Source organism: Ralstonia sp. OTU4908 (assembly GCF_038440115.1).
Classification (GTDB): Bacteria; Pseudomonadota; Gammaproteobacteria; order Burkholderiales; family Burkholderiaceae; genus Ralstonia; species Ralstonia pickettii.
Genome location: NZ_JASATD010000009.1, coordinates 102,753 through 123,596, shown reverse-complemented (window position 1 = coordinate 123,596; position 20,844 = coordinate 102,753). Strand labels below are relative to the sequence as shown.

Sequence of the window (20,844 nt, the reverse complement as noted above, 5' to 3'; positions counted from 1 at the left end):
GAACGGCCTATTGTTAAAGGCTACCGGCCCGCGCCTCGCAAGAGGTGATAGAAGAGCTGGTCAAACACTCTTAAGAAGGAATCATCATGCGTCACCGTCATGGTTTGCGGAAACTGAACCGCACCTCGTCGCACCGTCTCGCGATGCTGCGCAACATGTCCAACTCGCTGCTGCAGCACGAGCTGATCAAGACCACCGTGCCGAAGGCCAAGGAGCTGCGCAAGGTTGTCGAGCCGCTGATCACGCTGGCCAAGAAGGACACCGTCGCCAACCGCCGTCTGGCATTCGCCCGCCTGCGCGACCGCGACATGGTTACCAAGCTGTTCAACGAACTGGGCCCGCGTTTCGCGACCCGTCCGGGCGGCTATACCCGTATCCTGAAGTTCGGCTTCCGCCAGGGCGACAATGCGCCGATGGCGCTGGTCGAGCTGCTGGACCGTCCGGAAGTTGCTGAAGCAGTCGATGCCGAAGCTGCTGCCGAGTAAGGTCAGCCTAGGTTTGCCTGTGTGACATGACGTCGCGCCGGGTGAGCCGCCAAATGCGTGTTTTCATGCGCATTACAATGAAGCCAGGATTCGCATCCTGGCTTTTTTGTTAGCTGCGTCGGGTCTTCTTTCAGCCCGGACACGTGTGTGGAGAACAAATGTCTGACGGAACCGATGTGCTGCTCGTCTTGACCAACGTGCCTGATGCTGCCAGTGCCGACCGGGTTACCCAACTCGTGTTGGAATCGCGGGCGGCAGCCTGCGTCAATCGCTTGTCAGAGTGCGCTTCAACGTACTGGTGGAACGGCGTGTTGGAGCGCGCAACGGAGATCCCCTTGCTGATCAAGACCACGCGTGCCGCTTACCCCCAATTGGAGGCCGCGGTGCGCCAGGCCCATCCGTATGAGGTGCCTGAAATCATCGCTGTGCCAGTGGTAGCCGGTTTGCTGGCCTATCTTGCGTGGGTAGCTGGCGAAACGCGCCCCGCTTCTGTTTGATGTTCGATTGCCGTTGATATGACTTCCTCTTCGTTTCCGTCGATGCGGCGTGTGCTGCAACTGCTGATGTTGCTAATGGCTGTGGCGATGTTGCGCGTGCCTGCCTACGGCGGAGACGAGTTCCTGCCACCCGAGCAAGCTTTCCGCTTTTCCGCCATGCAGGTGGACGGGCAAACCGTTGAGGTCAAGTTCGGCATCGCTGACGGCTACTACATGTATCGCGAGCGGCTGGCGGTCGCTGCGGATCCGGCAACCGTCACATTCGCGCCGCTCGAGCTCCCTGCTGGCAAGATCAAGCGCGACGAAAACTTCGGCAAAGAGGTGGAAACCTATCGCCACGAACTCGTCTTCCACGTGAGGGCGCAAAGCGCCTCCGTGCCGTTCACGCTGATCGTCACTTCGCAAGGCTGCGCGGATCAAGGGCTGTGCTACCCGCCGATGAAGAGCCGCTTCCAGGTGCGTCCGTCGTCCGCTTCGGTCGTGCCGGTCGCTCCGGCTGCCACGGCGGCAGACAGCATCGAGCCCGAAGGCAAACAAGGACGGATTGCCAGCACGCTCGATAGCGGCAACCTCGGCGCGATCGCCGCGCTGTTCTTTGGTCTGGGCTTGCTGCTGACCTTTACGCCGTGTGTGCTGCCGATGCTGCCGATCGTGTCAGCCATTGTGGTGGGGGAGCACGCCACGCGTATGCGGGCGGCATTCGTGTCGGTGGGCTACGTGCTCGGCATGGCTATTGTTTATACGGCGCTTGGCGTGGCGGCCGGGCTGGCAGGCCAGGGGCTGCAGGCGGCGCTGCAGAATGCCTGGGTGCTGGGTGCCTTTGCGCTGCTGATTGCGCTGCTGTCGTTATCGATGTTCGGCTTGTACGAGCTGCGATTGCCGGCGGCGTGGCACCACCACTTGACGCAGGCATCCAACAAGCTCAGTGGCGGTCAGGTGGTAGGTGCTGCCGTCATGGGCGCGCTGTCTGCCTTGATTGTGTCGCCGTGTGTGACGGCACCGCTGGCGGGGGCGCTCGTCTATATCTCGCAGACGGGCAACGCGGCGGTGGGTGGGACGGCACTGTTCGCGCTGTCCATGGGGATGGGCGTTCCGCTGATTCTCGTGGGCGTGGGTGCGGGCAATCTGCTGCCACGTTCGGGGCATTGGCTGGTGGTGACCAAGGCGGTCTTCGGTTTCATCCTGCTGGCGGTGGCTTGGTACATCGTGCAGCCTGTGTTGCCATCGTGGGTGGCGATGGTTGGCTGGGGTGCGTTGCTAATTGGCGCGGCCGTGTTTTTGCGGACGTTCGATTCGCTGCCCGATGGCGCAGGCAACGTGCAGCGCTTGGGCAAGGTGATTGGCGTGGTGCTGGCGCTGGCCGGCGCGGCGCAATTGGTGGGCGTGGCCGCAGGCGGGCGCGATCCGCTGCAGCCGTTGGCGGGCGTACTGCGTGCCTCGACGGTGGCGAGTACTTCCACGTTGACCTTCAAGCGCGTGAAGAGCGTGACTGAGCTTGGTGCCGAAGTGCGCAACGCTAGCGCAGCGGGCAAACCTGTGATGCTCGATTTCTACGCCGACTGGTGCGTGAGCTGCAAGGAGATGGAGCGCCTGACCTTTACCGATGTGCGTGTGCGCAAGGCGCTTGCCGATGTGGTGCTGCTGCAGGCTGACGTGACTGCCAATAATGCGGACGACCAAGCGCTGCTCAAGCGCTTCGGCCTATTCGGCCCGCCCGGCACGGTCTTCTTTGATACGCAGGGCCGCGAGGTTCAGGCTCGCGTGATCGGCTTTGAGCGCGCCGATACGTTTCTCGCCAGCCTGCGCCGCGCGCTCGGTGCAAGCGGCGCAGCACAGCCGGCGAAGGCTTCCACCTGATCAGCCGCGCAGCAGGCGTGCGGCGTCCAGCGCGAAATAGGTCAGGATGCCGTTCGCGCCGGCGCGCTTGAACGCCAGCAGCGACTCGAGCACGACCTTGTCGTGATCGAGCCAGCCGTTCTGCGCGGCGGCCTTCAGCATCGCGTATTCACCGCTGACCTGATAGACGTACGTGGGAAAGCGGAACTCATCCTTCACGCGTCGCACGATATCGAGGTACGGCATGCCGGGCTTGACCATCACCATGTCGGCGCCTTCGGCGATGTCGAGTGCCACTTCGCGCAACGCCTCGTCCGAGTTGGCCGGGTCCATCTGGTAAGTCATCTTGTTGCTCTTGCCCAGATTGGCGGCCGAGCCCACCGCATCACGGAACGGGCCGTAGAACGCCGAAGCGTACTTTGCCGCATAGGCCATGATGCGGGTGTAGATGTGGTCGTCGTTCTCCAGCGCCAGGCGGATCGCACCGATGCGGCCATCCATCATGTCCGACGGCGCGACGATGTCCACGCCCGCCTCGGCTTGCACCAGCGCCTGGCGTATCAGAATGTCGACGGTCTCTTCGTTGAGCACATAGCCGTTGGCATCGAGCACGCCGTCCTGGCCGTGGCTCGTGTACGGATCGAGCGCCACGTCGGTCAGAATCCCCAGTTCAGGGAAGCGCGCCTTGAGCGCTTTCACCGCGCGCGGGATCAGTCCGTCCGCATTGGCGGCCTCGATGCCATCCGGCGTCTTGAGCGACGGCTCGATGACAGGGAACAGCGCCAGCACTGGAATGCCAAGCTGCACGCACTGCTCTGCCACGCCCAACAGTACATCGATCGACACGCGCTCCACGCCCGGCATGGACGGCACGGCTTGGCGCACATTGGTGCCTTCCAGGATGAAGACGGGGTAGATGAGGTCGTCGGGAGTGAGGCGCGATTCGCGCATCATGCGGCGGGAGAAATCGTCGCGGCGCATGCGGCGCGGACGATGGTCGGGGAAGCTCGCGATCATTTCAGCAGACCCTAAGAACACACTGTGAAGTTTCGAAACCTTTGTCGCGATTATCCATCCTATGCACGGACAATGCGCCAGCGACGCTGATGCAGCGTCCCCCGCGGCTCCTCCCTGACGCGGGTTCCCATCGATGGCTCGATGGGGTCGTTACCCCCGTTGCGCGTTTGGCGACGGGGTTTTTTTTGCCTGTTCGGCTTGCGGCTGGGGCTCCAGCGCCTCTGGCAGGCACAGCCAGCCGGCGACAATTCGCTGCGCTTCTTCAATGCCGCGGCGCTTCAGGCTCGAGAACAGCTGCACCGTCAGCGACACATCACCGTCGATCTGCGCACGGTAATCGGCCAGCACCTTGCGTGCCGCCATGAGCGCGCGCGAGGCATCGTTATTGGTCAGCTTGTCCGCCTTCGTGAGCAGCACGTGGATCGGCTTGCCTGTCGGCAGGAACCATTCGACCATCTGGCAATCGAGGTCGGTAAACGGCCGGCGCGCGTCCATCATGATGACGAGCCCGGCGAGTTGTTGGCGCGCCTGGACGTAGTCGCCCAGCAGATGAACCCAGTGCGATTTCGTCTCGCCAGGTGCTTCGGCATAGCCGTAACCGGGCAGGTCGACCAGAAAGCCGAGCGGGTCTTCCGCCTTGGCAGGCATCACCGAGAAGTAGTTGATGTGCTGCGTGCGGCCGGGCGTCTTGCTGGAAAACGCCAGCCGCTTCTGATTGCACAGGATATTGATTGCGGTCGATTTGCCTGCGTTGGAGCGGCCCGCAAACGCGACTTCCGGCACGGCGGTCGCCGGTAAATCACGCAGATGATTGACGGTGATGAAGAAACGGGCTTGATGCAGAAGCGACATGCGCGGCAGTACCTGTAAACTGCAGTTCAGAACTGCGTGGTTGCTGCGCCGCGAGGTCGCATTGCAGAGGTGTTATTGTACAATACGCCGGTTTACGGACGTCCCCACCAGATCCGTCGCAGGACCGCCCCGAGGCCCGGGCCGGTCCGTTTTCATGCGCTGATCCGGCACGAGGAGAAGGGGGCGCCCGGCGCCGCAGGGTCCCGCATAGGGCGGCGCACGCAGCATTCGAAAACAATCTAAACAAGGTGTGCGAATGAACCGCATCGCGAACGTTTTTGCTGTCGCAACGCTGTCCCTGGCATCGGCCTTTTCCGTGGTCCATGCCGAAGAGCAAAAAGTCGCCAAGGCCGACGCCGCGCGCGGCGAAACGATCTTCAACAACGGTGTGCCGGCCAATGGCGTGCCCGCGTGTACCAGTTGTCACGGCGCCGGCGGCAACAGCGCCATGAACGTCAACCCGAAGCTGGCCGGCCAGCACGCCGAATACGTCGAAAAGCAGCTCAAGGATTTCAAGGCAAAGACTGATCGCAACCACCCGGTCATGTCGCTGTACGCCAGTGCGCTGTCGGATCAGGACATGAAGGACATTGGCGCCTACCTGGGCAAGCAACCGGCCTGGAAGCCGGGATCGGCCAAGAGCAAGGACACGATCGAACTGGGCCAGAAGCTGTATCGCGGCGGGGACGCCAAGCGCGGTATCGCAGCGTGCGCAGGCTGTCACGGCCCGACGGGTGCTGGCATCCCGGCGCAGTATCCGCGTATCGCCGGTCAGTTCTCTGAATACACGGAGGCTCAACTGGTGGCCTTCCAGAGCGGCGCCCGCAAGAACAGCGTACAGATGCACGACCTGGCCGGTCGCATGACGGCCCAGCAGATCAAGGCGGTGGCCGACTACATTGCCGGCCTGCGCTAATCTGCCGCACCCGGCTGTCATGTGACGGCCGCACAATCAATAAGAAGAACAGGGTGGCAATGCGCCTGGCATCGCCACCCTGTTTTCGTTTCTGAACAGGTTTTTTCCCCGCATGTCTTCGGTCTCCACTTCCGGCGTCCAGATTCGCTCCCGTCGTCGCGCGTTGCGCGAAACGGTCGAGCTGCTGTCGTCGATGCGTTTTGCGATCAGCCTGCTGACGGTGATCGCCATCGCCAGCGTGATCGGCACGGTGCTCAAGCAGAACGATCCGTATCCGAACTACGTCAACCAATTCGGGCCGTTCTGGGCCGACGTATTCCGATCGCTGACGCTGCCGACCGTCTATAGCGCGTGGTGGTTTCTGCTGATCCTGACGTTCCTGGTGGTTTCGACCTCGCTGTGCATCGTGCGCAATGCGCCCAAGATGCTGGCCGACATGCGCGCCTGGCGCGAGAACGTGCGCGAAGGCAGCCTGCGCGCGTTCCATCACCGTGACGAATTTGATTCCCCCGTCGATATCGCCACCGTGACGGCACGCCTGGCCGCGCTTGCGCAGAACCGAGGTTTCCGCATCAAGGCGTTCGCGCGGGAGGGTGGAGCGACGCTCATCACGGCAAAGGCGGGGGCGGGCAACAAGATCGGCTACATCCTGGCGCACACGGCCATCGTCGTGATCTGCATCGGCGGATTGCTCGACGGCGACATGATGATCCGCGCGCAGATGTGGTTTGGCGGCAAGTCGCCCATCAAGGGCAACGCGGTGATCAGCGACATCGGACCGGAGCATCGGCTGTCGACGTCGAACCCGGGCTTTCGCGGCAACGCCTTCGTGCCGGAAGGTTCGACCGTCAGCACGGCGATTTTGAACATCGCGGATGGCGCCCTGATCCAGGATCTGCCGTTCACGATCACGCTCAAGAAGTTCACCGTCGAGCATTATTCGACCGGCATGCCCAAGCTGTTCGCCAGCGACATCGTCGTGACCGACCGCCGCACCGGCAAGCAGACCGCTGCGCGCGTGGAGGTGAACAAGCCGTTTGTGTATGACGGCGTGGCGATCTATCAGTCGAGCTTTGAAGATGGCGGCTCGAAACTGAAGTTGATCGGCTATCCGATGCACGGCGACAACGCCAAGACGTTCGACATGTCGGGCGTCGTCGGCGAAAGCTCGAAGCTCACCGGCAAGGGCGGCGACTACACGGTCGAGTTCTCCGACTTCCGCCTGATGAATGTCGAAACGGTGACGGACGCTTCCGGCAAGCAGGACGCACGTGGCGTCGGCAAAAAGGGCGGCGCGGAAAACGGTCTGCGCGCGGAGCTTGGCAACGTCACCAAGATGACGCGCGAGCGCGACCTGCGTAACGTCGGCCCGTCGGTGCAGTACAAGCTGCGCGACGCTAACGGGCAAGCACACGAGTTCAGCAACTACATGCTGCCGGTCACGCTCGACGGGCAATCGGTGTTCCTGGCCGGCATGCGCTCGCAGCCGGACGAGCCGTTCCGCTATCTGCGCATTCCTGCCGATGCGCAAGGCACCGTGGCCGACTGGATGCGCCTGCGCGCCGCGCTGCAGAATCCGGCGATGCGGGGTGAAGCGGCGCGCCGATTTTCGCTGCTCTCCATGCCCGGCGAGCAGCGCGCGGAACTGCGCAACCAGTTGATGGAAAGCGCCCGTCGCGCGCTCGATCTCTTTGCCGGCGCCGCTGACGTGAAGGACGGCTCCGCAGGTGCACAGGGCGGCTTTGCCGCGGTGGCCACGTTCCTGCAGAAATCGGTGCCGGAAGGCGAGCGTGAGAAGGCCGCCGATGTGCTGATGAAGATCATCAACAGTTCCATGTGGGAACTGTGGCAATTGGCCCGCGCCCAGGACGGGCAGCCTGCGCCAACCGTCGATGCCGCGAGCAGCCAGTGGTTGCAGAGCGCCATCAACGCGCTGTCGGACAATGTCTTCTATGGGGCGCCGGTCTATCTGCAGTTGAGCGACTTCCAGCAGGTGCAGGCGAGCGTCTTCCAGCTCACGCGTGCGCCGGGCAAAAACATCGTGTATCTTGGGTCGCTGCTGCTGGTGCTGGGCGTGTTTTCCATGTTTTACGTGCGAGAACGCCGCTGGTGGCTGTGGATCAGACCGCAATCCGGTCATGCCAACGAAAGCGCCTCCGGTGCACATGTGCTGACCGCCATGTCGACCATGCGCCGCACGCTCGACTTCGACCGCGAGTTCGAGCGCCTCAAGCACGATATCCGCGCCGCGGCAGGTGCCCAAGCCGCCCCCGATGCCGCCAGTGCAGCGAGCGTCGACCCCAAACCAACGAAGTGAGCAGGTGATGGAAGCGACCAATCCCCAAACGACCGTGGCGAGCGCTGATCTGGGTGCGCTGAAGCGTGCGTCGTATTTCCGCCGCCTGGGCTGGTTTGACTGGCTGTTTGCTGCAATGCTGGCCGCCGGCGCCGGTTACGCCTTCTCGCGCTACGGGGCCTACATGGACGGCTACGAGCGCGGCATTCTCGTTGCCGCAGTGCCTGCCTTCGCATGGCTGGGCTGGACGTGGAAGCCGGTGCGCGTACTGATGATCGGCATCGCCGTGTTGTCGCTGTTCGGCATCACGCAATACGCCGGCGCCAATGGGCCGGATCTCGCCCGCGCTGAACACGCCTTCTTCCTCAAGTATTTCCTTGCCAGCCAGTCCGCCATCCTGTGGATGAGCGCGCTGATCTTCCTGTCCACGCTGTTCTTCTGGACTGGGCTGGCGCTGCGCTGGGAAGCGGGCGGGGCCATCGGCAGCAAGCTGTGCTGGGCAGCGGTGGTGCTGGGCCTGACCGGCATGTTGGTGCGATGGTACGAGTCGTACCTGGTCGGCGCAGACATTGGTCACATCCCCATCTCGAATCTGTACGAGGTGTTCATCCTCTTTACGTTGATCACCTCGCTCTTCTATCTGTACTACGAGCAGCGTTACAAGACGCGCGCGCTGGGCCCCTTCGTGATGCTGGTGGTGTCGGCGGCGGTGGGCTTTCTGCTGTGGTACACGGTGTCGCGCGGCGCGCAGGAGATCCAGCCGCTGGTGCCGGCATTGCAGAGCTGGTGGATGAAGATCCACGTACCGGCCAATTTCATCGGCTACGGCACGTTCGCCCTGTCGGCCATGGTCGGTGCGGCTTATCTGCTGAAGGAGCACGGCGTGCTGGCCGATCGGCTCCCGTCCCTCGAGGTGCTGGACGACGTGATGTACAAGGCCATCACCGTTGGATTTGCGTTCTTCACGATCGCCACGATTCTCGGCGCGCTGTGGGCGGCTGACGCCTGGGGCGGCTACTGGAGCTGGGATCCGAAGGAAACCTGGGCGCTGATCGTTTGGCTGAACTACGCCGCCTGGCTGCACATGCGCCTGATGAAGGGCCTGCGTGGTCGCATGGCGGCCTGGTGGGCGCTGATCGGCCTGTTGGTGACGACGTTCGCCTTCCTCGGTGTGAACATGTTCCTCTCGGGCCTGCACAGCTACGGCGAGCTGTAAGCCGTCAGTCACAAAAAAATCTCGGCAGACTGGAATAAAGACGCGCCTGGCGTGTTTACTGCTCAGTGAGGGCGCGATCGGCGCGCCTCTCCATCCAAGGAGAAGAAGATGAGCCAGTCTGCAGCTTCCCAGAAGTTGTTCAATCCGCGCGCCGCGTTGGCCGGCGCCGCGCTGCTCGCTGCATTCGGTTTGGCAGGCTGCAGCGGCATGGGCATGGGGGCGTCGTCGACGCCGTCGGCTGTTAAGGTGACCAACGGCACGCTCACGGATGAGCACGGCATGGCGCTTTACACGTTCGACCGTGACGCCACGGCCGGCAAGAGCGCCTGCAATGGCAAGTGCGCCGACAACTGGCCGCCGCTGGCCGCCAACGATGCCGATAAGCCGTCCGGCGATTACACCATCATCACGCGCGACGACGGCAAGAAGCAGTGGGCCTACCGCGGCAAGCCGCTCTACCTCTGGACCAAGGACAAGATGCCGGGTGACCAGACCGGCGATGGCTTCATGAACGTTTGGCACATCGCCAAGCCGTAAGCACGCCGCCCACGCTCGCGCTTCCATGTCCGATCTGGCCAGCCGGCTGATTGCACTCACCCCTCGCCTGCGCCGGCACGCGCGCGGCCTCGTGCGTGACGCGAGCCGCGCCGACGACCTCCTCCAGGACACACTTGAACGCGCCTGGCGGTACCGCTGGCGCTTCCAATTGCGCCCCCGGCTCGGCCCGATCGGCCAAATCGGCCAGATCGGAGTCAAGGATGAGAGTGATGGGCTGTTTGCCTGGCTGCTGACCATCATGCATCGGCTGCACCTGAACGCCGTGCGCCGGCCCGATCGGCTCGAGCTGAGCGAGGTGCCCCCTGATATCCCCGTCGACGACGACCCCGGGTTGCGCCGCGATCTGCTGCGCGCGCTGGCGACGCTGCCTGAAGACCAGCGCGCGGTCTTGCTGCTCGTCGGTCTGGAGCAGTTCGCCTACAAGGAAGCCGCCGACGTGCTGGGCGTGCCGGTCGGTACGGTGATGTCGCGTCTGTCGCGTGCGCGCGAGCGGATGCGTGTGGCACTTGAGGGGGCGCCCATTGCATCCGGTGTATTTTCGGCACCCGGCGACGGCGGCAGCGCAATGCTGCACCGCGTGAAGTGAGGCTCGCCATGTCCTCCAATTCCATTCATATCGACGAACTCCATGCGTACGCCGACGGCCGCTTGCCAGCGGCACGCCGCGCTGAGGTTGAGGCCTATCTTGCCGCGCACCCCGGTGCCGCGGCCGAAGTTGCGGCTTGGCGCGAAACGGACGCGCAGTTGCACCGCGCGCTCGATCCGTTGCTCAACGAACCGGTGCCGCAGCGCCGGATTCCGGCAGCGATCCTCGGGGCGGCACGCCGGCCCACGGCGACCGGCTTTGGCGCGATGCGCAACTGGGGCGTGGTGGCGCTAAGCGTCGCCTGCCTGGCCATCGGGTCCGGGGCCGGCTGGCTGAGCCGAGGTGTCGTCGAGCGCACCATGCCCATGCAGCGGTTCGCCAATGACGCACTCGTATCGCACGTCGTCTTCGCTCCCGAGTCGAAACACATTGTGGAAGTGCCGGCCGACGAAGAGGCACATCTGGTCACATGGTTGTCTCGTCGGCTTGACGCCCAGTTGCATGTGCCTGATCTAAGATCGCTGGGTTACCGGCTCATCGGCGGACGGCAGACGGTCGTGGCCGATGCGCCCACGGCCATGCTGATGTATGAGGGGCCCGGCGGCACGCGCATCTCCGTGCAGTTGCGGCGCATGCCGAGCAATCGCGATACCGGCTTCCGGCTGGAGACGCTCGCCCCCGACAACCGTGTGCTGCAGGCGATCCATCCTGCCGTCGATCACCCGCCGCCGATGGCGTTCTATTGGGCGGATCACGGCCTTGGGTTTGCAGTCGCTGGCCCGCTTGCGCGGGCGCAGTTGCTGGAAGTGGCGCGGGTCGTGTTTCGGCAGTACAGCGAATTCACCGGCCCGGCGCCGCGCAAGGAATAGCGCTACATTTTTTTCGCCATGCGTTGTCAGGTCGGCAGCGCTGGAACGACCAACGCACATGGGACAGCGTTCCCGCACAACGAGGACCACGAATCATGTTGATTAAGACTGACCGCTGGCTGCGTGGCGACGACATCCCCGCCAGCGAGATCACGCCGCAGCACATCTTCGAGCAGCGCCGCCGCTTTTTGGCCGCTGCTGCCATGGGCGCTGCGGGTGCAACGCTGGCGCCTTGGGCGTCGCGCGAAGCCTTTGCCGCCAACCCGCCACTCGCCAAGTTGCCTGGCAAGCCGAATCCGGCGTACACGACTGTGGAAAAGGCCACCCCGTACGACCAGGTCACCACGTACAACAACTTCTACGAATTCGGCACCGACAAGGCCGACCCGGCGCGCTATGCCGGCACGCTGCGCCCGCACCCCTGGCAAGTCAGCGTGGAGGGTTTGGTGAAAACCCCCAAAACCTACGACCTGGACGACCTGATGAAGCTCGCGCCGATGGAAGAGCGTGTCTACCGCCTGCGTTGCGTCGAGGGCTGGTCGATGGTGGTCCCGTGGGTGGGCTTCTCGCTGGCCGAGTTGATCAAGCGGGTGGAGCCCCAGGGCAGCGCCAAGTACATCCAGTTCATCTCGCTGGCCGACAAGCGGCAGATGCCCGGCATCAGCAGCCCCGTGCTCGAGTGGCCGTACAGCGAAGGCTTGCGTCTGGACGAGGCGATGCATCCTTTGGCGCTGCTCACCTTTGGCCTTTACGGCCAGGTGCTGCCGAACCAGAACGGTGCGCCCGTGCGCGTGGTCCTGCCGTGGAAGTATGGCTTCAAGAGCGCGAAGTCCATCGTCAAGATCCGCTTTGTCGACAAGCAGCCGCCGACGAGCTGGAACATTGCCGCGGCCAATGAATACGGCTTCTATTCCAACGTGAACCCGACCGTGGACCATCCGCGCTGGAGCCAGGCCACCGAACGCCGCATCGGCGAGGACAAAGGCGGTTTCGGTGGCCTGTTCGCGCCCAAGCGCAAGACGCTGATGTTCAACGGTTACGACCAGGTGGCCCCGCTGTACGCCGGCATGGACCTGCGTAAAAACTTCTGAGGCCGACATGACATTGCTGCCGCCGATGTTGGCGCCCAAGCCATTGCGTGTGGTGAAGGCGATCGCATGGATCGTGGCGCTGCTGCCGTTCCTGCGCATCGTCTTCCTGGGCGCGACAGACCAGTTCGGGGCCAACCCTCTGGAGTTCGTCACGCGCTCGACCGGCACGTGGACGCTGGTGCTGCTGTGCTGCACGCTGGCCATCACGCCGCTGCGCCGCATCACGGGCATGAACTGGCTGATCCGGCTTCGTCGTATGCTCGGGCTGTACACGTTCTTCTACGGCACGATCCACTTCCTGATCTGGTTGCTGGTGGATCGCGGGCTCGATCCGGCGTCGATGCTCAAGGACATCGTCAAGCGGCCCTTCATCACCGTCGGCTTTGCGGCGTTCGTGTTGATGATCCCGCTGGCCGCCACGTCGACCAACGCGATGGTGCGCAGGCTCGGCGGCAAGCGCTGGCAGTGGCTTCACCGGCTGGTCTATGTGACCGGTGTGCTGGGCATCCTGCATTACTGGTGGCACAAGGCCGGCAAGCATGACTTTGCCGAGGTGTCGATTTACGCGGCAGTGATGGCGTTGCTGCTGGGCCTGCGGGTCTGGTGGGCCTGGCGCTCGCAGCGCAGTGCGATCACCGGAGCCGCGATGCCAGCCCGCGATTGATGCCGATCGCGCCCACAAAAAAAGCCGACGTTTGCGCGTCGGCTTTTTCTTTTTGCGATGCGGGCTTATGCCGGGAACAGATGCTCGCCGCGGATCAAGTCTTCGAAGCACTCGCGCTCGCGCGCCAAGTGGACTTTGTCGCCATCAACGATGACCTCGGCCGCGCGATTGCGCGTGTTGTAGTTCGAACTCATCGTGAAACCGTACGCGCCGGCCGACAGGATCGCCACCACATCGCCCGGCTGCACGGCCAGCGAACGGTCGCGGCCGAGCCAGTCGCCGGATTCGCACACGGGGCCCACCACGTCGTAGACGACCGGCGCGCTTTGGCTTTCGCGCACCGGCACGATGTGGTGATACGCCTCGTACATCGCCGGGCGGGCCAGGTCATTCATGGCCGCATCCACGATGCAGAAGTTCTTGCTCGCCCCAGGCTTGAGGTATTCGACGCGCGTGAGCAGCAGGCCGGCGTTGCCCACCAGTGACCGGCCCGGCTCGAACAGCACGGTGCGATCGCCAAAACCGCGCTGCTCGACGCGGTCCAGCAGCGTGCGCGCGAAGGCCGTGATGTCCGGCGGCGTCTCGTCCGTGTACGTGATACCCAGACCGCCGCCCACATCGATGTGCGCGAGGCGGATGCCCTCGGCGTCGAGCTGCGTCACCACGTCGAGCACCTTGTCCAGCGCATCCAGATACGGCGATACCTCGGTGATCTGCGAGCCGATATGGCAGTCGATGCCGACCACGCGCAGGTTCGGCATCGCAGCGGCTGCGCGGTAGGTCGGCAGCACTTCGTCAAACGCCACGCCGAACTTGTTGCCCTTCAGGCCCGTCGAGATATACGGATGCGTTTTGGCATCCACGTCCGGGTTGATGCGCAGCGACACGGGCGCGACCTTGCCCATCGATGCGGCCACGTCATTCAGCCGGTGCAGCTCGGGGATCGACTCCACGTTGAAGCACGCCACGCCCACTTTCAGGGCGAATCGCATTTCGTCCGCGCTCTTGCCCACGCCCGAGAACACCACCTTCGCGGCCGGCGCACCGGCGGCCAGCACACGCTTGAGTTCGCCGGCGGACACGATGTCAAAGCCTGCGCCAAGCTGGGCGAATACCTGCAGCACGGCCAGGTTCGAGTTGGCTTTCATGGCGTACTGCACATGCGCGTTGCGGCCCTCGCATGCGGCGGCGTAGGCGCGATAGTTGGCAGTGAGGGCGGCGCGCGAGTACACGTAGGTGGGCGTGCCGAACTGCGCGGCAATCGCGTCGAGCGCGACGCCTTCGATCATCAGCGCGCCTTCCTGGCGGATCAGGGACTCGGACATGAGTGGGAGCATTCTGGGCGTCGCCCCGGATAAGGGCGTCGCCGGTTGAGCAAAAAGACGGGATTAGCGGTTCGTGGGTACCGCGCTGGCCGCATCTGCGGCTGCGGGTTTGGCGCCCGGAACCGGGGGCTGCGGCACGGCGTTCGGGCCGGCGATGCCGGGGTCAGTGGTTTGCGGCGCGGTTGGCGCCGGCGGCACCTTGGGCATGTACAGCGGCCCGCGAATCCCGCAGCCGGATAGGCCTGCGACCGTCAGGGTCAGGCCGACAGTGGCTACAATGGCGGCGGTTCGTATCATCGGATGATGGTGCAGAAAGGATGCCCCAGGGTGTGACCCTTGCGGCGATCGGAGTCATATGGGACGAGGCGCCTGCTGGTCAGGACGGGCCGCAAATGGCCGCCACGCAACGTCCGCGCAAGATTTTGGAGTGTAGCATGCCCCCCCTGAGCGAATCGGAGTTCCTGGCGCTGGCCGAAGCGGAACTCACCCGCATCGAAAACATCGTCGAAACGGCTGCCGACGAGGCCGGTGCCGACATCGAGGTCAATCGCACCGGTAACGTGCTGACGCTGGAATTCGACGATGGCTCCAAGATCATCATCAACAGCCAGGCGCCGATGCAGGAACTGTGGGTGGCAGCGCGTGCCGGCGGTTTCCATTTCCGCCGGGGCGACGACGGCCGCTGGGTCGACACGCGCAGCAAGGAAGAGCTCTATGTGGCGCTCTCGCGCTATATCAGCCAGCAAAGCGATGTGGATGTGACATTGGCCGCCGGCTGAGCGTAACCGTCTCGTCGCATGACAAAAAGAAAAGCCGCCTCGAAGGGCGGCTTTTTCGTGGGCGCGACGTTCAGTTGCCGCGGAACATGTCGAGAATCTTCTGTTTCTCCTGTTCCTGCGTCGGCGCCAGGTTGATGCCAGGCTGTTGCGATTGATCGCCGGCCGGTGCGGAGCCTCCCGGCATCGCATCGCCCAGGCCAACCGAGGCCACGCCCTGGCCGTTGGCGTATTCCTCGTAAGCCCAGTCGCCGGCCATCTGCACGACGCCTTCGGGCGGCTGGCGCTCGGTCTGGGGTTCGCCCTTGAGCGCGTAGCTCATGTAGTTGATCCAGATCGGCAGGGCCAGGCCGCCACCGGTTTCGCGATCCCCCAGGCTGCGCGGGTTGTCGTAGCCCATCCAGGCCACGCCGACCAGCTTGGGCGTGTAGCCGCAAAACCAGGCGTCGAACGAGTCGTTGGTGGTGCCGGTCTTGCCTGCCATGTCGTTGCGGCCCAGCTTGACCTTGGCCTGGTAGCCCGTGCCGTTCGACACCACGCTGCGCAGCAGTGAATCCATGATGAAATCGTTGCGCGGATCGATCACGCGCACGGCGTCCTTGCCGGCGGTCATCGGATGGCTTTGCTGGACGACCGTGCCGCGCGCATCCACCACGCGATCGATGATGTACGGGTTCACGCGGTAGCCGCCGTTGGCGAACACCGAGTAGCCGCTCGCCATCTGCAGCATCGTCACCGAGCCTGCGCCCAGCGCCATCGGCAGATAGGCCGGGTGCCGATCGGCGTCGAAGCCGAAGCGGGTGATGTACTGCTGCGCGTACTGCGTACCAATCGCGCGCAGGATCCGCACCGACACCAGGTTCTTCGATTTCTGCAGCGCGCGGCGCATCGTCATCGGGCCGTCATAGCCGCCGCCGTAGTTCTTCGGCTCCCACACCTGGCCGCCCGTGTCGCCGGTCGGGATCGAGAGCGGCGCGTCGTTGATGACCGTAGACGGCGAGAAACCCTTGTCCACCGCCGCCGAGTAGATGAACGGCTTGAAGCTCGAACCCGGCTGGCGCCAGGCCTGCGTGACGTGGTTGAACTTGCTGCGGTTGAAATCGAAGCCACCCACCATCGAGTAGATCGCGCCCGTCTGCGGATCCAGCGAGATGAAACCCGAGGCCACTTCCGGCAATTGCGTGATCGACCACTTCTGCGTCTTCGTGTCCTCGATCACACGGATCACCGCGCCCGGGCGCAGCTTGATCTTGGGCTGTGCATTGTTCGACAGGGCCGCCTGTGCAAAGCGCAGGCCGTCGCCTGCCAGGTCGATCGTCTCACCGGTCAGCATCGTCGCGCGCACCAGCTTGGGTGTCACGCTCACCACCACGGCCGATTGCAGATCGTCGCTGTTCGGGTGTTCCAGCAGGGCGTCGTCGATGGCCTGTTCACGCTCCTCTGCATCGGAGGGCAGGTCGATGAACGCTTCAGGGCCGCGATAGCCGTGACGGCGCTCGTAATCGAGAATGCCGCGGCGCACGGATTGATAGGCGACGTCCTGGTCGGCCTTGCGCAGCGTGGTGTAGACGTTCAGCCCGCGCGTGTAGGTTTCTTCGCGGTATTGCGCGTACATGAGCTGGCGTACCATTTCGGCCACGTATTCGGCGTGCACGTCGAACTCATGGCCCTCGCCACGCACCGGCAGTTGCTCATTGACAGCCTGGGTGTACTGCTCCGGCGTGATGTAGTGCAGGTCGCGCATGCGTTGCAGGATGTACTCCTGACGCACCTTGGCGCGCTTGGGGTTCACCACGGGGTTGTACGCCGATGGCGCCTTGGGCAGGCCGGCCAGCATGGCCGCTTCGGCCAGGGTGATGTCCTTGATGTTCTTGCCGAAGTAGATCTGCTCGGCGCTGGCAAAGCCGTATGCACGCTGGCCCAGGTAGATCTGGTTCATGTACAGCTCGAGGATCTGATCCTTTGTCAGGCTCGCCTCGATCTTGTACGAGAGCAAGATCTCGTAAATCTTGCGCGTGTACGTCTTCTCGCTCGACAGGAAGAAGTTGCGCGCCACCTGCATCGTGATGGTCGACGCACCTTGAGAGAGACCGCCATGCAGGTTCGCCAGGCCCGCGCGCAGCACGCCGATGAAGTCGACGCCGCCGTGTTCGTAGAAGCGGTCGTCTTCGATCGCCAGGACCGCGCGCTTCATCACATCGGGCATCTGCGTGATCGGTACGAAGCTGCGGCGCTCCTCACCGAATTCACCGATGAGGACGTTATCGGCGGTGTAGACGCGCAGCGGAATCTTCGGACGGTAATCGGTGATGGCGTCGAGCGACGGCAGGTTGGGCGCGGCGACGAGCAGGGCATAGCCCAGCAGCAGCGCCCCGACGACCCCCATCGCAACGAACAGGCCGAGCATCCAGAGAAGCAGTCGCGCCCACAGCGGGCGGCGGGCTTTGGGCGGCTTGGGCGAAGCTGGGGTGGTTTGGGCAGTAGCCATTACGGGTGGGCACCGGGGGTGTCAGTCAGCGTGGCGGCGATTATATCGTTGGGGCTTCCGCAGTCCGGCCGCATCGGACGTAACAGCACGTAACGAGTGTCACCTCTGCTAACCAGACTGCACTTGTGCGCCGCGTCATGCGGGGCTAACGCGCTAAATTGTGCGTCTGCGGTCCCTTGATTCAAGGCGGCTAAGAATCCGCCGTTAGAAGTAGGCGAAGCGGAAATCAAGTCAGACGAAAGGGGTATCCCCCGACCGTGGGGTTTTGACAACGCTTTCGGAAAGGCATGGCGCGAAATGCGTCGCGGTCTGCCAGAGCGTTTGCCTGTTCTAAAGGATTTTGTGAGAATCCAGCAGCAAATCTAAGCAGGCTATGGCGCACGTTGGATTTGCGGCGGGCGCCAGGGTTCAAAAAACTATAAACGGTGGGGTGTCTCTGTGCGACGGGGTTTGTTGTCCGGCCTGCTGCGCCGCAATATCGTCGGGATAGATATCGGGTCTTCCAGCGTCAAGGTGGTGGAGTTGTCCGCCAACGGCAAGCAGGGAGATTTCCGTCTCGAAAAATGCGCCAGCGAGCTGATTGAACGCAGTGCCGTCGCTGACGGCAATCTGGTGAATATCGATGCGGTGGGCAATGCGGTCAAGCGCGCCATCGCCAAGGCCGGCATTCGCGGTAAGGAAGCCGTGCTTGCCATTCCCGCGAGCCTGACGGAATCGCAAACCGTCAGCCTGCCCGACAACCTGACCGAAGACGAGCTCTTCGTGCAGGTCGAGAGCGAAGCCAACCGGCTGTTTCCGCCCTCGCAGAACGTCAATTTCGACTATGTCGTGATCGGTCCGTCCGAAACCGAAGGCGGGATCGGCGTGCGCGTCACGGCAACGGTGTCCGAGCGTGTGACCGAGCGCGTGACCGCCGCCGAGATGGCCGGTCTGAAAGCGATCGTCATGGACGTGGAAGAAAACGCCATCCAGCGCGCCATGACGCACATGCTGGCCGTCAAGCCGGACGCCAACGAAATTGAAACGCGCGACATGCCCGTCGTGGCAATGTTCCACTTGGGTGGTGCGCGCTCGCACGCACTGTTCTACCAAGGCTGGAAGGAACTGTACGAGCAGCCGATGTCCGGCTCGGGCGACCAGCTCACGCAGAGCATCTCGCGTCTGTTTTCCCTCGATCTGCTCAAGGCCGAGGTGAAGAAGCGCAAGAACACTCTGCCCGACGAATACCGCAGTCAGCTGCTCAAGCCCTCGCTCGAGACGCTGGCCATGGAAGTCGGTCAGGCCATCCAGAATTTCCTGTCGACCTCGAGCGTCGGCCGCGTGGACGAGATCGTGCTCTCGGGCGGTCACGCATCGTTGCTGGGCGTGCAAACCGCCATCCAGCAGCAGACGCAGATCAATACGACGCTGGCCAACCCGTTCGCCAACATGGGCGCGGCCAAGAACGTCAACGCGCGCTATCTCCAGCGCGATCTGCCGGCCTACATCGTCAGCGCGGGCCTTGCCCTGCGCGGGCTGCAATAAGGAGCTGACGATGGCCAATGAAAGCGCGAATGCAGTGAATGCGCTCCCGAACGTCAACCTGCTGCCGTATCACGCAGAGCGACGCGCCGGCAAGCGCAAGAAAGTCTTCATGAGCCTGGGCGGCGCGGCCGTTGCGGGCGCGGTGGTGGTGTTCCTCGGCGGCATGGTGATCGATCACCAGACGGAAGAGGCGCAACGCATCAACGACATCCTCACGCAGAAGAACGCGGAGATGGACAAGCAGATCACCGAGGTCAACACCCTCAAGAAGGACATCGACGATCTGCTGCAGCGTCAGCAAGCGGTAGAAGGCCTGCAGAACCAGCGCAACCGCCCGGTCCAGTTGCTTGAAGAGCTGGTGCGCCAGGTGCCCGACGGGATCTATCTCACCTCGCTCAAGCAGGAAGGCGAGCGTTACACCGTGTCGGGCGTGGCGCAGTCCAACGAGCGCGTGTCGGACCTGCTGCGCAACTTGGGCGCGGTGCCTTGGCTTGATCATGCCGAACTGGGCGAATCGGTAGCCACCACCATGACGAACAACCTGAAGGAACAGCGTCGTCTGTTCAACTTCACGATCCGCTTCCAATGGAAGGCCGAGCCGGCAGCGCCGGCCAAGCCCGGTGCGGCCACGGCGGGGAAATAACCATGGCGCTCTCGACCGAAATTTCGTTGGAAGACCTGGTCAGCCAGTTCCGTGGCCTGAACCTGAACGAGCCGGAAACGTGGCCGATCGCGCCGCGCATCCTGTTCATGATTCTCTCTGCCGTGCTGGTGATCGGCCTGGGCTGGCAGTTGTATTGGAGCGGCAAGTTCGACGAGCGCGACGCCAAGCGCACCGAACAGGCCAACCTCAAGTCGGCATACCAGAGCAAGCTTGCGCAAGTAGTGAATCTGGAAGCGCTGCGCAAGCAGAAGGCTGAGGTCGAGCAGCGTGTCGCTAAGCTCGAACTGCAACTGCCCAACAAGACCGAGATGGATGCGCTGCTGGCCGACGTCAACCACGCCGGTATCGCGCGTGGCCTGACCTTCGACCTGTTCCGTCCGTCTGGCGCAGTGGTCAAGCCTTACTACGCCGAGATCCCGGTGGCGGTGAAGGTGAATGGCCGCTATCACGACATGGCGCTGTTTGCGGCCGACGTGGCGGCGCTGTCGCGCATCGTCACGCTGCAGAACATCTCGCTGACAGGCACCAAGGATGGCAGCATGGTGATGGAAACGCGTGCCGAGGCCTACCGGGCACTCGATGCCGATGAGCAGGCCGCGCAGCGCAAGGCGAACGCCGCCGCCAAGGGAGGCGCCAAATGAGGGGCCGCACCATGAGCCGTCGCCGCATGTCGCATGTTCTGCGTCTGTCGCCGCTGTGCCTGGCCGTCGTGCTGACGGCCTGCGGCGCGAGCGAAGACGATGAATTGCAGCAATGGATGCAGCAAGCGCGCCAGAGCGTCAGTACGACCGTGCCGCCGCTGCCCGAACCCAAGCCTTACGCGCCGCGCGAATACACGACCACCAAGCAGACTGATCCGTTCAGTGTGCAAAAGGTGGCAGAACTTTCGCGCGCGCAAAACGAATCGCCGGAACCGAATCGCCGTCGCGAGCCGCTGGAAGACTATCCGCTGGAAGCCTTCAAGCTGGTCGGGACGATGAAGCGCAATGGCGAGACGGAAGCCGTCGTGTCTGTCGGGGACAAGACGCAGCATGTGCATGTGGGGCAGTACATCGGACAAAACTATGGTCGCATCCTCCGCATCGGAGACCAGGAACTCACCCTGCGTGAGCTGGTGCGCGAAGGCACGACCGAATGGAAAGAAAAAATGACGACCCTGAAAGTTCAGGAGAGCGCGCAATGAC

At 63.5% G+C, this 20,844-nt stretch carries 21 protein-coding genes; 16 read left to right on the top strand and 5 right to left on the bottom strand.

All coding sequences use genetic code 11. The features are described from left to right. The first annotated feature begins 86 nt into the window (after positions 1–86). The 3 genes from rplQ to dsbD all read left to right on the top strand — a co-directional run bounded on the left by rplQ (position 87) and on the right by dsbD (position 2,839). The gene (gene rplQ / locus AAHM38_RS10635) at positions 87–485 is read left to right on the top strand and encodes a 50S ribosomal protein L17 (RefSeq protein ID WP_009241901.1); all 399 of its coding nucleotides are present in this window, start codon (positions 87–89) and stop codon (positions 483–485) included. 158 nt (positions 486–643) lie between these two features. After that, a complete protein-coding gene (cutA, locus tag AAHM38_RS10630) occupies positions 644–982 on the top strand; it encodes a divalent-cation tolerance protein CutA (RefSeq protein WP_009241902.1) in 339 nt (112 codons plus the stop codon). An 18-nt stretch (positions 983–1,000) separates the two neighbouring features. After that, positions 1,001–2,839 carry a protein-disulfide reductase DsbD gene (gene dsbD, locus AAHM38_RS10625; RefSeq protein WP_039373388.1) on the top strand — a complete coding sequence of 613 codons (1,839 nt, stop codon included), beginning with the start codon at positions 1,001–1,003 and terminating at the stop codon, positions 2,837–2,839. Here dsbD and hemB read toward each other — a convergent pair whose 3' ends face one another. Next, positions 2,840–3,835: a porphobilinogen synthase gene (hemB, locus tag AAHM38_RS10620; RefSeq protein ID WP_009241904.1), complete on the bottom strand. Its 996-nt coding sequence runs from the start codon at positions 3,833–3,835 to the stop codon at positions 2,840–2,842. 150 nt (positions 3,836–3,985) lie between these two features. Next, positions 3,986–4,687, bottom strand: a complete 702-nt coding sequence (gene yihA, locus AAHM38_RS10615; protein WP_012763149.1) for a ribosome biogenesis GTP-binding protein YihA/YsxC — start codon at positions 4,685–4,687, stop codon at positions 3,986–3,988. Between the two features lie 256 nt (positions 4,688–4,943). On the opposite strand from yihA, the gene AAHM38_RS10610 reads away from it, so the two are divergent. The 8 genes from AAHM38_RS10610 to msrQ all read left to right on the top strand — a co-directional run bounded on the left by AAHM38_RS10610 (position 4,944) and on the right by msrQ (position 12,883). After that, entirely contained in the window at positions 4,944–5,603 is a 660-nt protein-coding gene (locus tag AAHM38_RS10610; protein ID WP_012763148.1) for a c-type cytochrome, read from the top strand. Between the two features lie 112 nt (positions 5,604–5,715). Next, positions 5,716–7,920, top strand: coding sequence for a cytochrome c biogenesis protein ResB (locus tag AAHM38_RS10605; RefSeq protein WP_012763147.1), 2,205 nt, complete (start codon positions 5,716–5,718; stop codon positions 7,918–7,920). A gap of 7 nt (positions 7,921–7,927) precedes the next feature. Continuing rightward, positions 7,928–9,115 (top strand): c-type cytochrome biogenesis protein CcsB, encoded by a 1,188-nt coding sequence (gene ccsB, locus AAHM38_RS10600; RefSeq protein WP_012763146.1) that lies wholly within the window; start codon positions 7,928–7,930, stop codon positions 9,113–9,115. 108 nt (positions 9,116–9,223) lie between these two features. After that, a complete protein-coding gene (locus tag AAHM38_RS10595; protein ID WP_012763145.1) occupies positions 9,224–9,652 on the top strand; it encodes a COG4315 family predicted lipoprotein in 429 nt (142 codons plus the stop codon). Positions 9,653–9,677: 25 nt separating this feature from the next. Next, on the top strand, positions 9,678–10,259 hold the full coding sequence (locus AAHM38_RS10590; protein ID WP_012763144.1) for an RNA polymerase sigma factor: 582 nt from the start codon (positions 9,678–9,680) through the stop codon (positions 10,257–10,259). Between the two features lie 8 nt (positions 10,260–10,267). Continuing rightward, on the top strand, positions 10,268–11,128 hold the full coding sequence (locus AAHM38_RS10585; RefSeq protein ID WP_012763143.1) for an anti-sigma factor family protein: 861 nt from the start codon (positions 10,268–10,270) through the stop codon (positions 11,126–11,128). Positions 11,129–11,223: 95 nt separating this feature from the next. After that, positions 11,224–12,219 (top strand): protein-methionine-sulfoxide reductase catalytic subunit MsrP, encoded by a 996-nt coding sequence (msrP, locus tag AAHM38_RS10580; protein WP_012763142.1) that lies wholly within the window; start codon positions 11,224–11,226, stop codon positions 12,217–12,219. 7 nt (positions 12,220–12,226) lie between these two features. Further along, on the top strand, positions 12,227–12,883 hold the full coding sequence (gene msrQ, locus AAHM38_RS10575; protein ID WP_012763141.1) for a protein-methionine-sulfoxide reductase heme-binding subunit MsrQ: 657 nt from the start codon (positions 12,227–12,229) through the stop codon (positions 12,881–12,883). 65 nt (positions 12,884–12,948) lie between these two features. Here msrQ and lysA read toward each other — a convergent pair whose 3' ends face one another. Together lysA and lptM are read right to left on the bottom strand one after the other, a co-directional pair. Then, positions 12,949–14,208 (bottom strand): diaminopimelate decarboxylase, encoded by a 1,260-nt coding sequence (lysA, locus tag AAHM38_RS10570; protein ID WP_039375798.1) that lies wholly within the window; start codon positions 14,206–14,208, stop codon positions 12,949–12,951. 63 nt (positions 14,209–14,271) lie between these two features. Then, positions 14,272–14,505: an LPS translocon maturation chaperone LptM gene (gene lptM / locus AAHM38_RS10565; RefSeq protein ID WP_009241914.1), complete on the bottom strand. Its 234-nt coding sequence runs from the start codon at positions 14,503–14,505 to the stop codon at positions 14,272–14,274. Between the two features lie 137 nt (positions 14,506–14,642). On the opposite strand from lptM, the gene cyaY reads away from it, so the two are divergent. Continuing rightward, the gene (cyaY, locus tag AAHM38_RS10560; RefSeq protein WP_041668550.1) at positions 14,643–14,987 is read left to right on the top strand and encodes an iron donor protein CyaY; all 345 of its coding nucleotides are present in this window, start codon (positions 14,643–14,645) and stop codon (positions 14,985–14,987) included. A 70-nt stretch (positions 14,988–15,057) separates the two neighbouring features. Here cyaY and AAHM38_RS10555 read toward each other — a convergent pair whose 3' ends face one another. Then, the gene (locus AAHM38_RS10555) at positions 15,058–17,472 is read right to left on the bottom strand and encodes a penicillin-binding protein 1A (protein ID WP_041668365.1); all 2,415 of its coding nucleotides are present in this window, start codon (positions 17,470–17,472) and stop codon (positions 15,058–15,060) included. Between the two features lie 453 nt (positions 17,473–17,925). Here AAHM38_RS10555 and pilM point away from each other — a divergent pair, with 453 nt between their 5' ends. The 4 genes from pilM to AAHM38_RS10535 are packed head-to-tail and all read left to right on the top strand — an operon-like array spanning position 17,926 to position 20,843. Next, entirely contained in the window at positions 17,926–18,996 is a 1,071-nt protein-coding gene (pilM, locus tag AAHM38_RS10550; protein ID WP_181004950.1) for a type IV pilus biogenesis protein PilM, read from the top strand. Between the two features lie 10 nt (positions 18,997–19,006). Beyond that, positions 19,007–19,639: a PilN domain-containing protein gene (locus tag AAHM38_RS10545; RefSeq protein WP_012763136.1), complete on the top strand. Its 633-nt coding sequence runs from the start codon at positions 19,007–19,009 to the stop codon at positions 19,637–19,639. A 2-nt stretch (positions 19,640–19,641) separates the two neighbouring features. Then, complete coding sequence (locus AAHM38_RS10540; protein WP_012763135.1) at positions 19,642–20,301, top strand: type 4a pilus biogenesis protein PilO; 660 nt, start codon at positions 19,642–19,644, stop codon at positions 20,299–20,301. After that, positions 20,298–20,843 carry a pilus assembly protein PilP gene (locus AAHM38_RS10535; protein ID WP_009241919.1) on the top strand — a complete coding sequence of 182 codons (546 nt, stop codon included), beginning with the start codon at positions 20,298–20,300 and terminating at the stop codon, positions 20,841–20,843. Before AAHM38_RS10540 ends, AAHM38_RS10535 begins: the two co-directional genes overlap by 4 nt. Position 20,844 lies beyond the last annotated feature (1 nt).

Coding starts and splice junctions, on each gene's coding strand:
- AAHM38_RS10555 (WP_041668365.1), bottom strand. CDS start 17,472: ATGGCTACTGCCCAAACCACCCCAGCTTCGCCCAAGCCGCCCAAAGCC.
- dsbD (WP_039373388.1), top strand. CDS start 1,001: ATGACTTCCTCTTCGTTTCCGTCGATGCGGCGTGTGCTGCAACTGCTG.
- AAHM38_RS10540 (WP_012763135.1), top strand. CDS start 19,642: ATGGCGCTCTCGACCGAAATTTCGTTGGAAGACCTGGTCAGCCAGTTC.
- msrP (WP_012763142.1), top strand. CDS start 11,224: ATGTTGATTAAGACTGACCGCTGGCTGCGTGGCGACGACATCCCCGCC.
- rplQ (WP_009241901.1), top strand. CDS start 87: ATGCGTCACCGTCATGGTTTGCGGAAACTGAACCGCACCTCGTCGCAC.
- lysA (WP_039375798.1), bottom strand. CDS start 14,208: ATGTCCGAGTCCCTGATCCGCCAGGAAGGCGCGCTGATGATCGAAGGC.
- AAHM38_RS10610 (WP_012763148.1), top strand. CDS start 4,944: ATGAACCGCATCGCGAACGTTTTTGCTGTCGCAACGCTGTCCCTGGCA.
- AAHM38_RS10590 (WP_012763144.1), top strand. CDS start 9,678: ATGTCCGATCTGGCCAGCCGGCTGATTGCACTCACCCCTCGCCTGCGC.
- AAHM38_RS10585 (WP_012763143.1), top strand. CDS start 10,268: ATGTCCTCCAATTCCATTCATATCGACGAACTCCATGCGTACGCCGAC.
- AAHM38_RS10605 (WP_012763147.1), top strand. CDS start 5,716: ATGTCTTCGGTCTCCACTTCCGGCGTCCAGATTCGCTCCCGTCGTCGC.
- cutA (WP_009241902.1), top strand. CDS start 644: ATGTCTGACGGAACCGATGTGCTGCTCGTCTTGACCAACGTGCCTGAT.
- cyaY (WP_041668550.1), top strand. CDS start 14,643: ATGCCCCCCCTGAGCGAATCGGAGTTCCTGGCGCTGGCCGAAGCGGAA.
- AAHM38_RS10545 (WP_012763136.1), top strand. CDS start 19,007: ATGGCCAATGAAAGCGCGAATGCAGTGAATGCGCTCCCGAACGTCAAC.
- msrQ (WP_012763141.1), top strand. CDS start 12,227: ATGACATTGCTGCCGCCGATGTTGGCGCCCAAGCCATTGCGTGTGGTG.
- yihA (WP_012763149.1), bottom strand. CDS start 4,687: ATGTCGCTTCTGCATCAAGCCCGTTTCTTCATCACCGTCAATCATCTG.
- ccsB (WP_012763146.1), top strand. CDS start 7,928: ATGGAAGCGACCAATCCCCAAACGACCGTGGCGAGCGCTGATCTGGGT.
- AAHM38_RS10595 (WP_012763145.1), top strand. CDS start 9,224: ATGAGCCAGTCTGCAGCTTCCCAGAAGTTGTTCAATCCGCGCGCCGCG.
- hemB (WP_009241904.1), bottom strand. CDS start 3,835: ATGATCGCGAGCTTCCCCGACCATCGTCCGCGCCGCATGCGCCGCGAC.
- lptM (WP_009241914.1), bottom strand. CDS start 14,505: ATGATACGAACCGCCGCCATTGTAGCCACTGTCGGCCTGACCCTGACG.
- AAHM38_RS10535 (WP_009241919.1), top strand. CDS start 20,298: ATGAGGGGCCGCACCATGAGCCGTCGCCGCATGTCGCATGTTCTGCGT.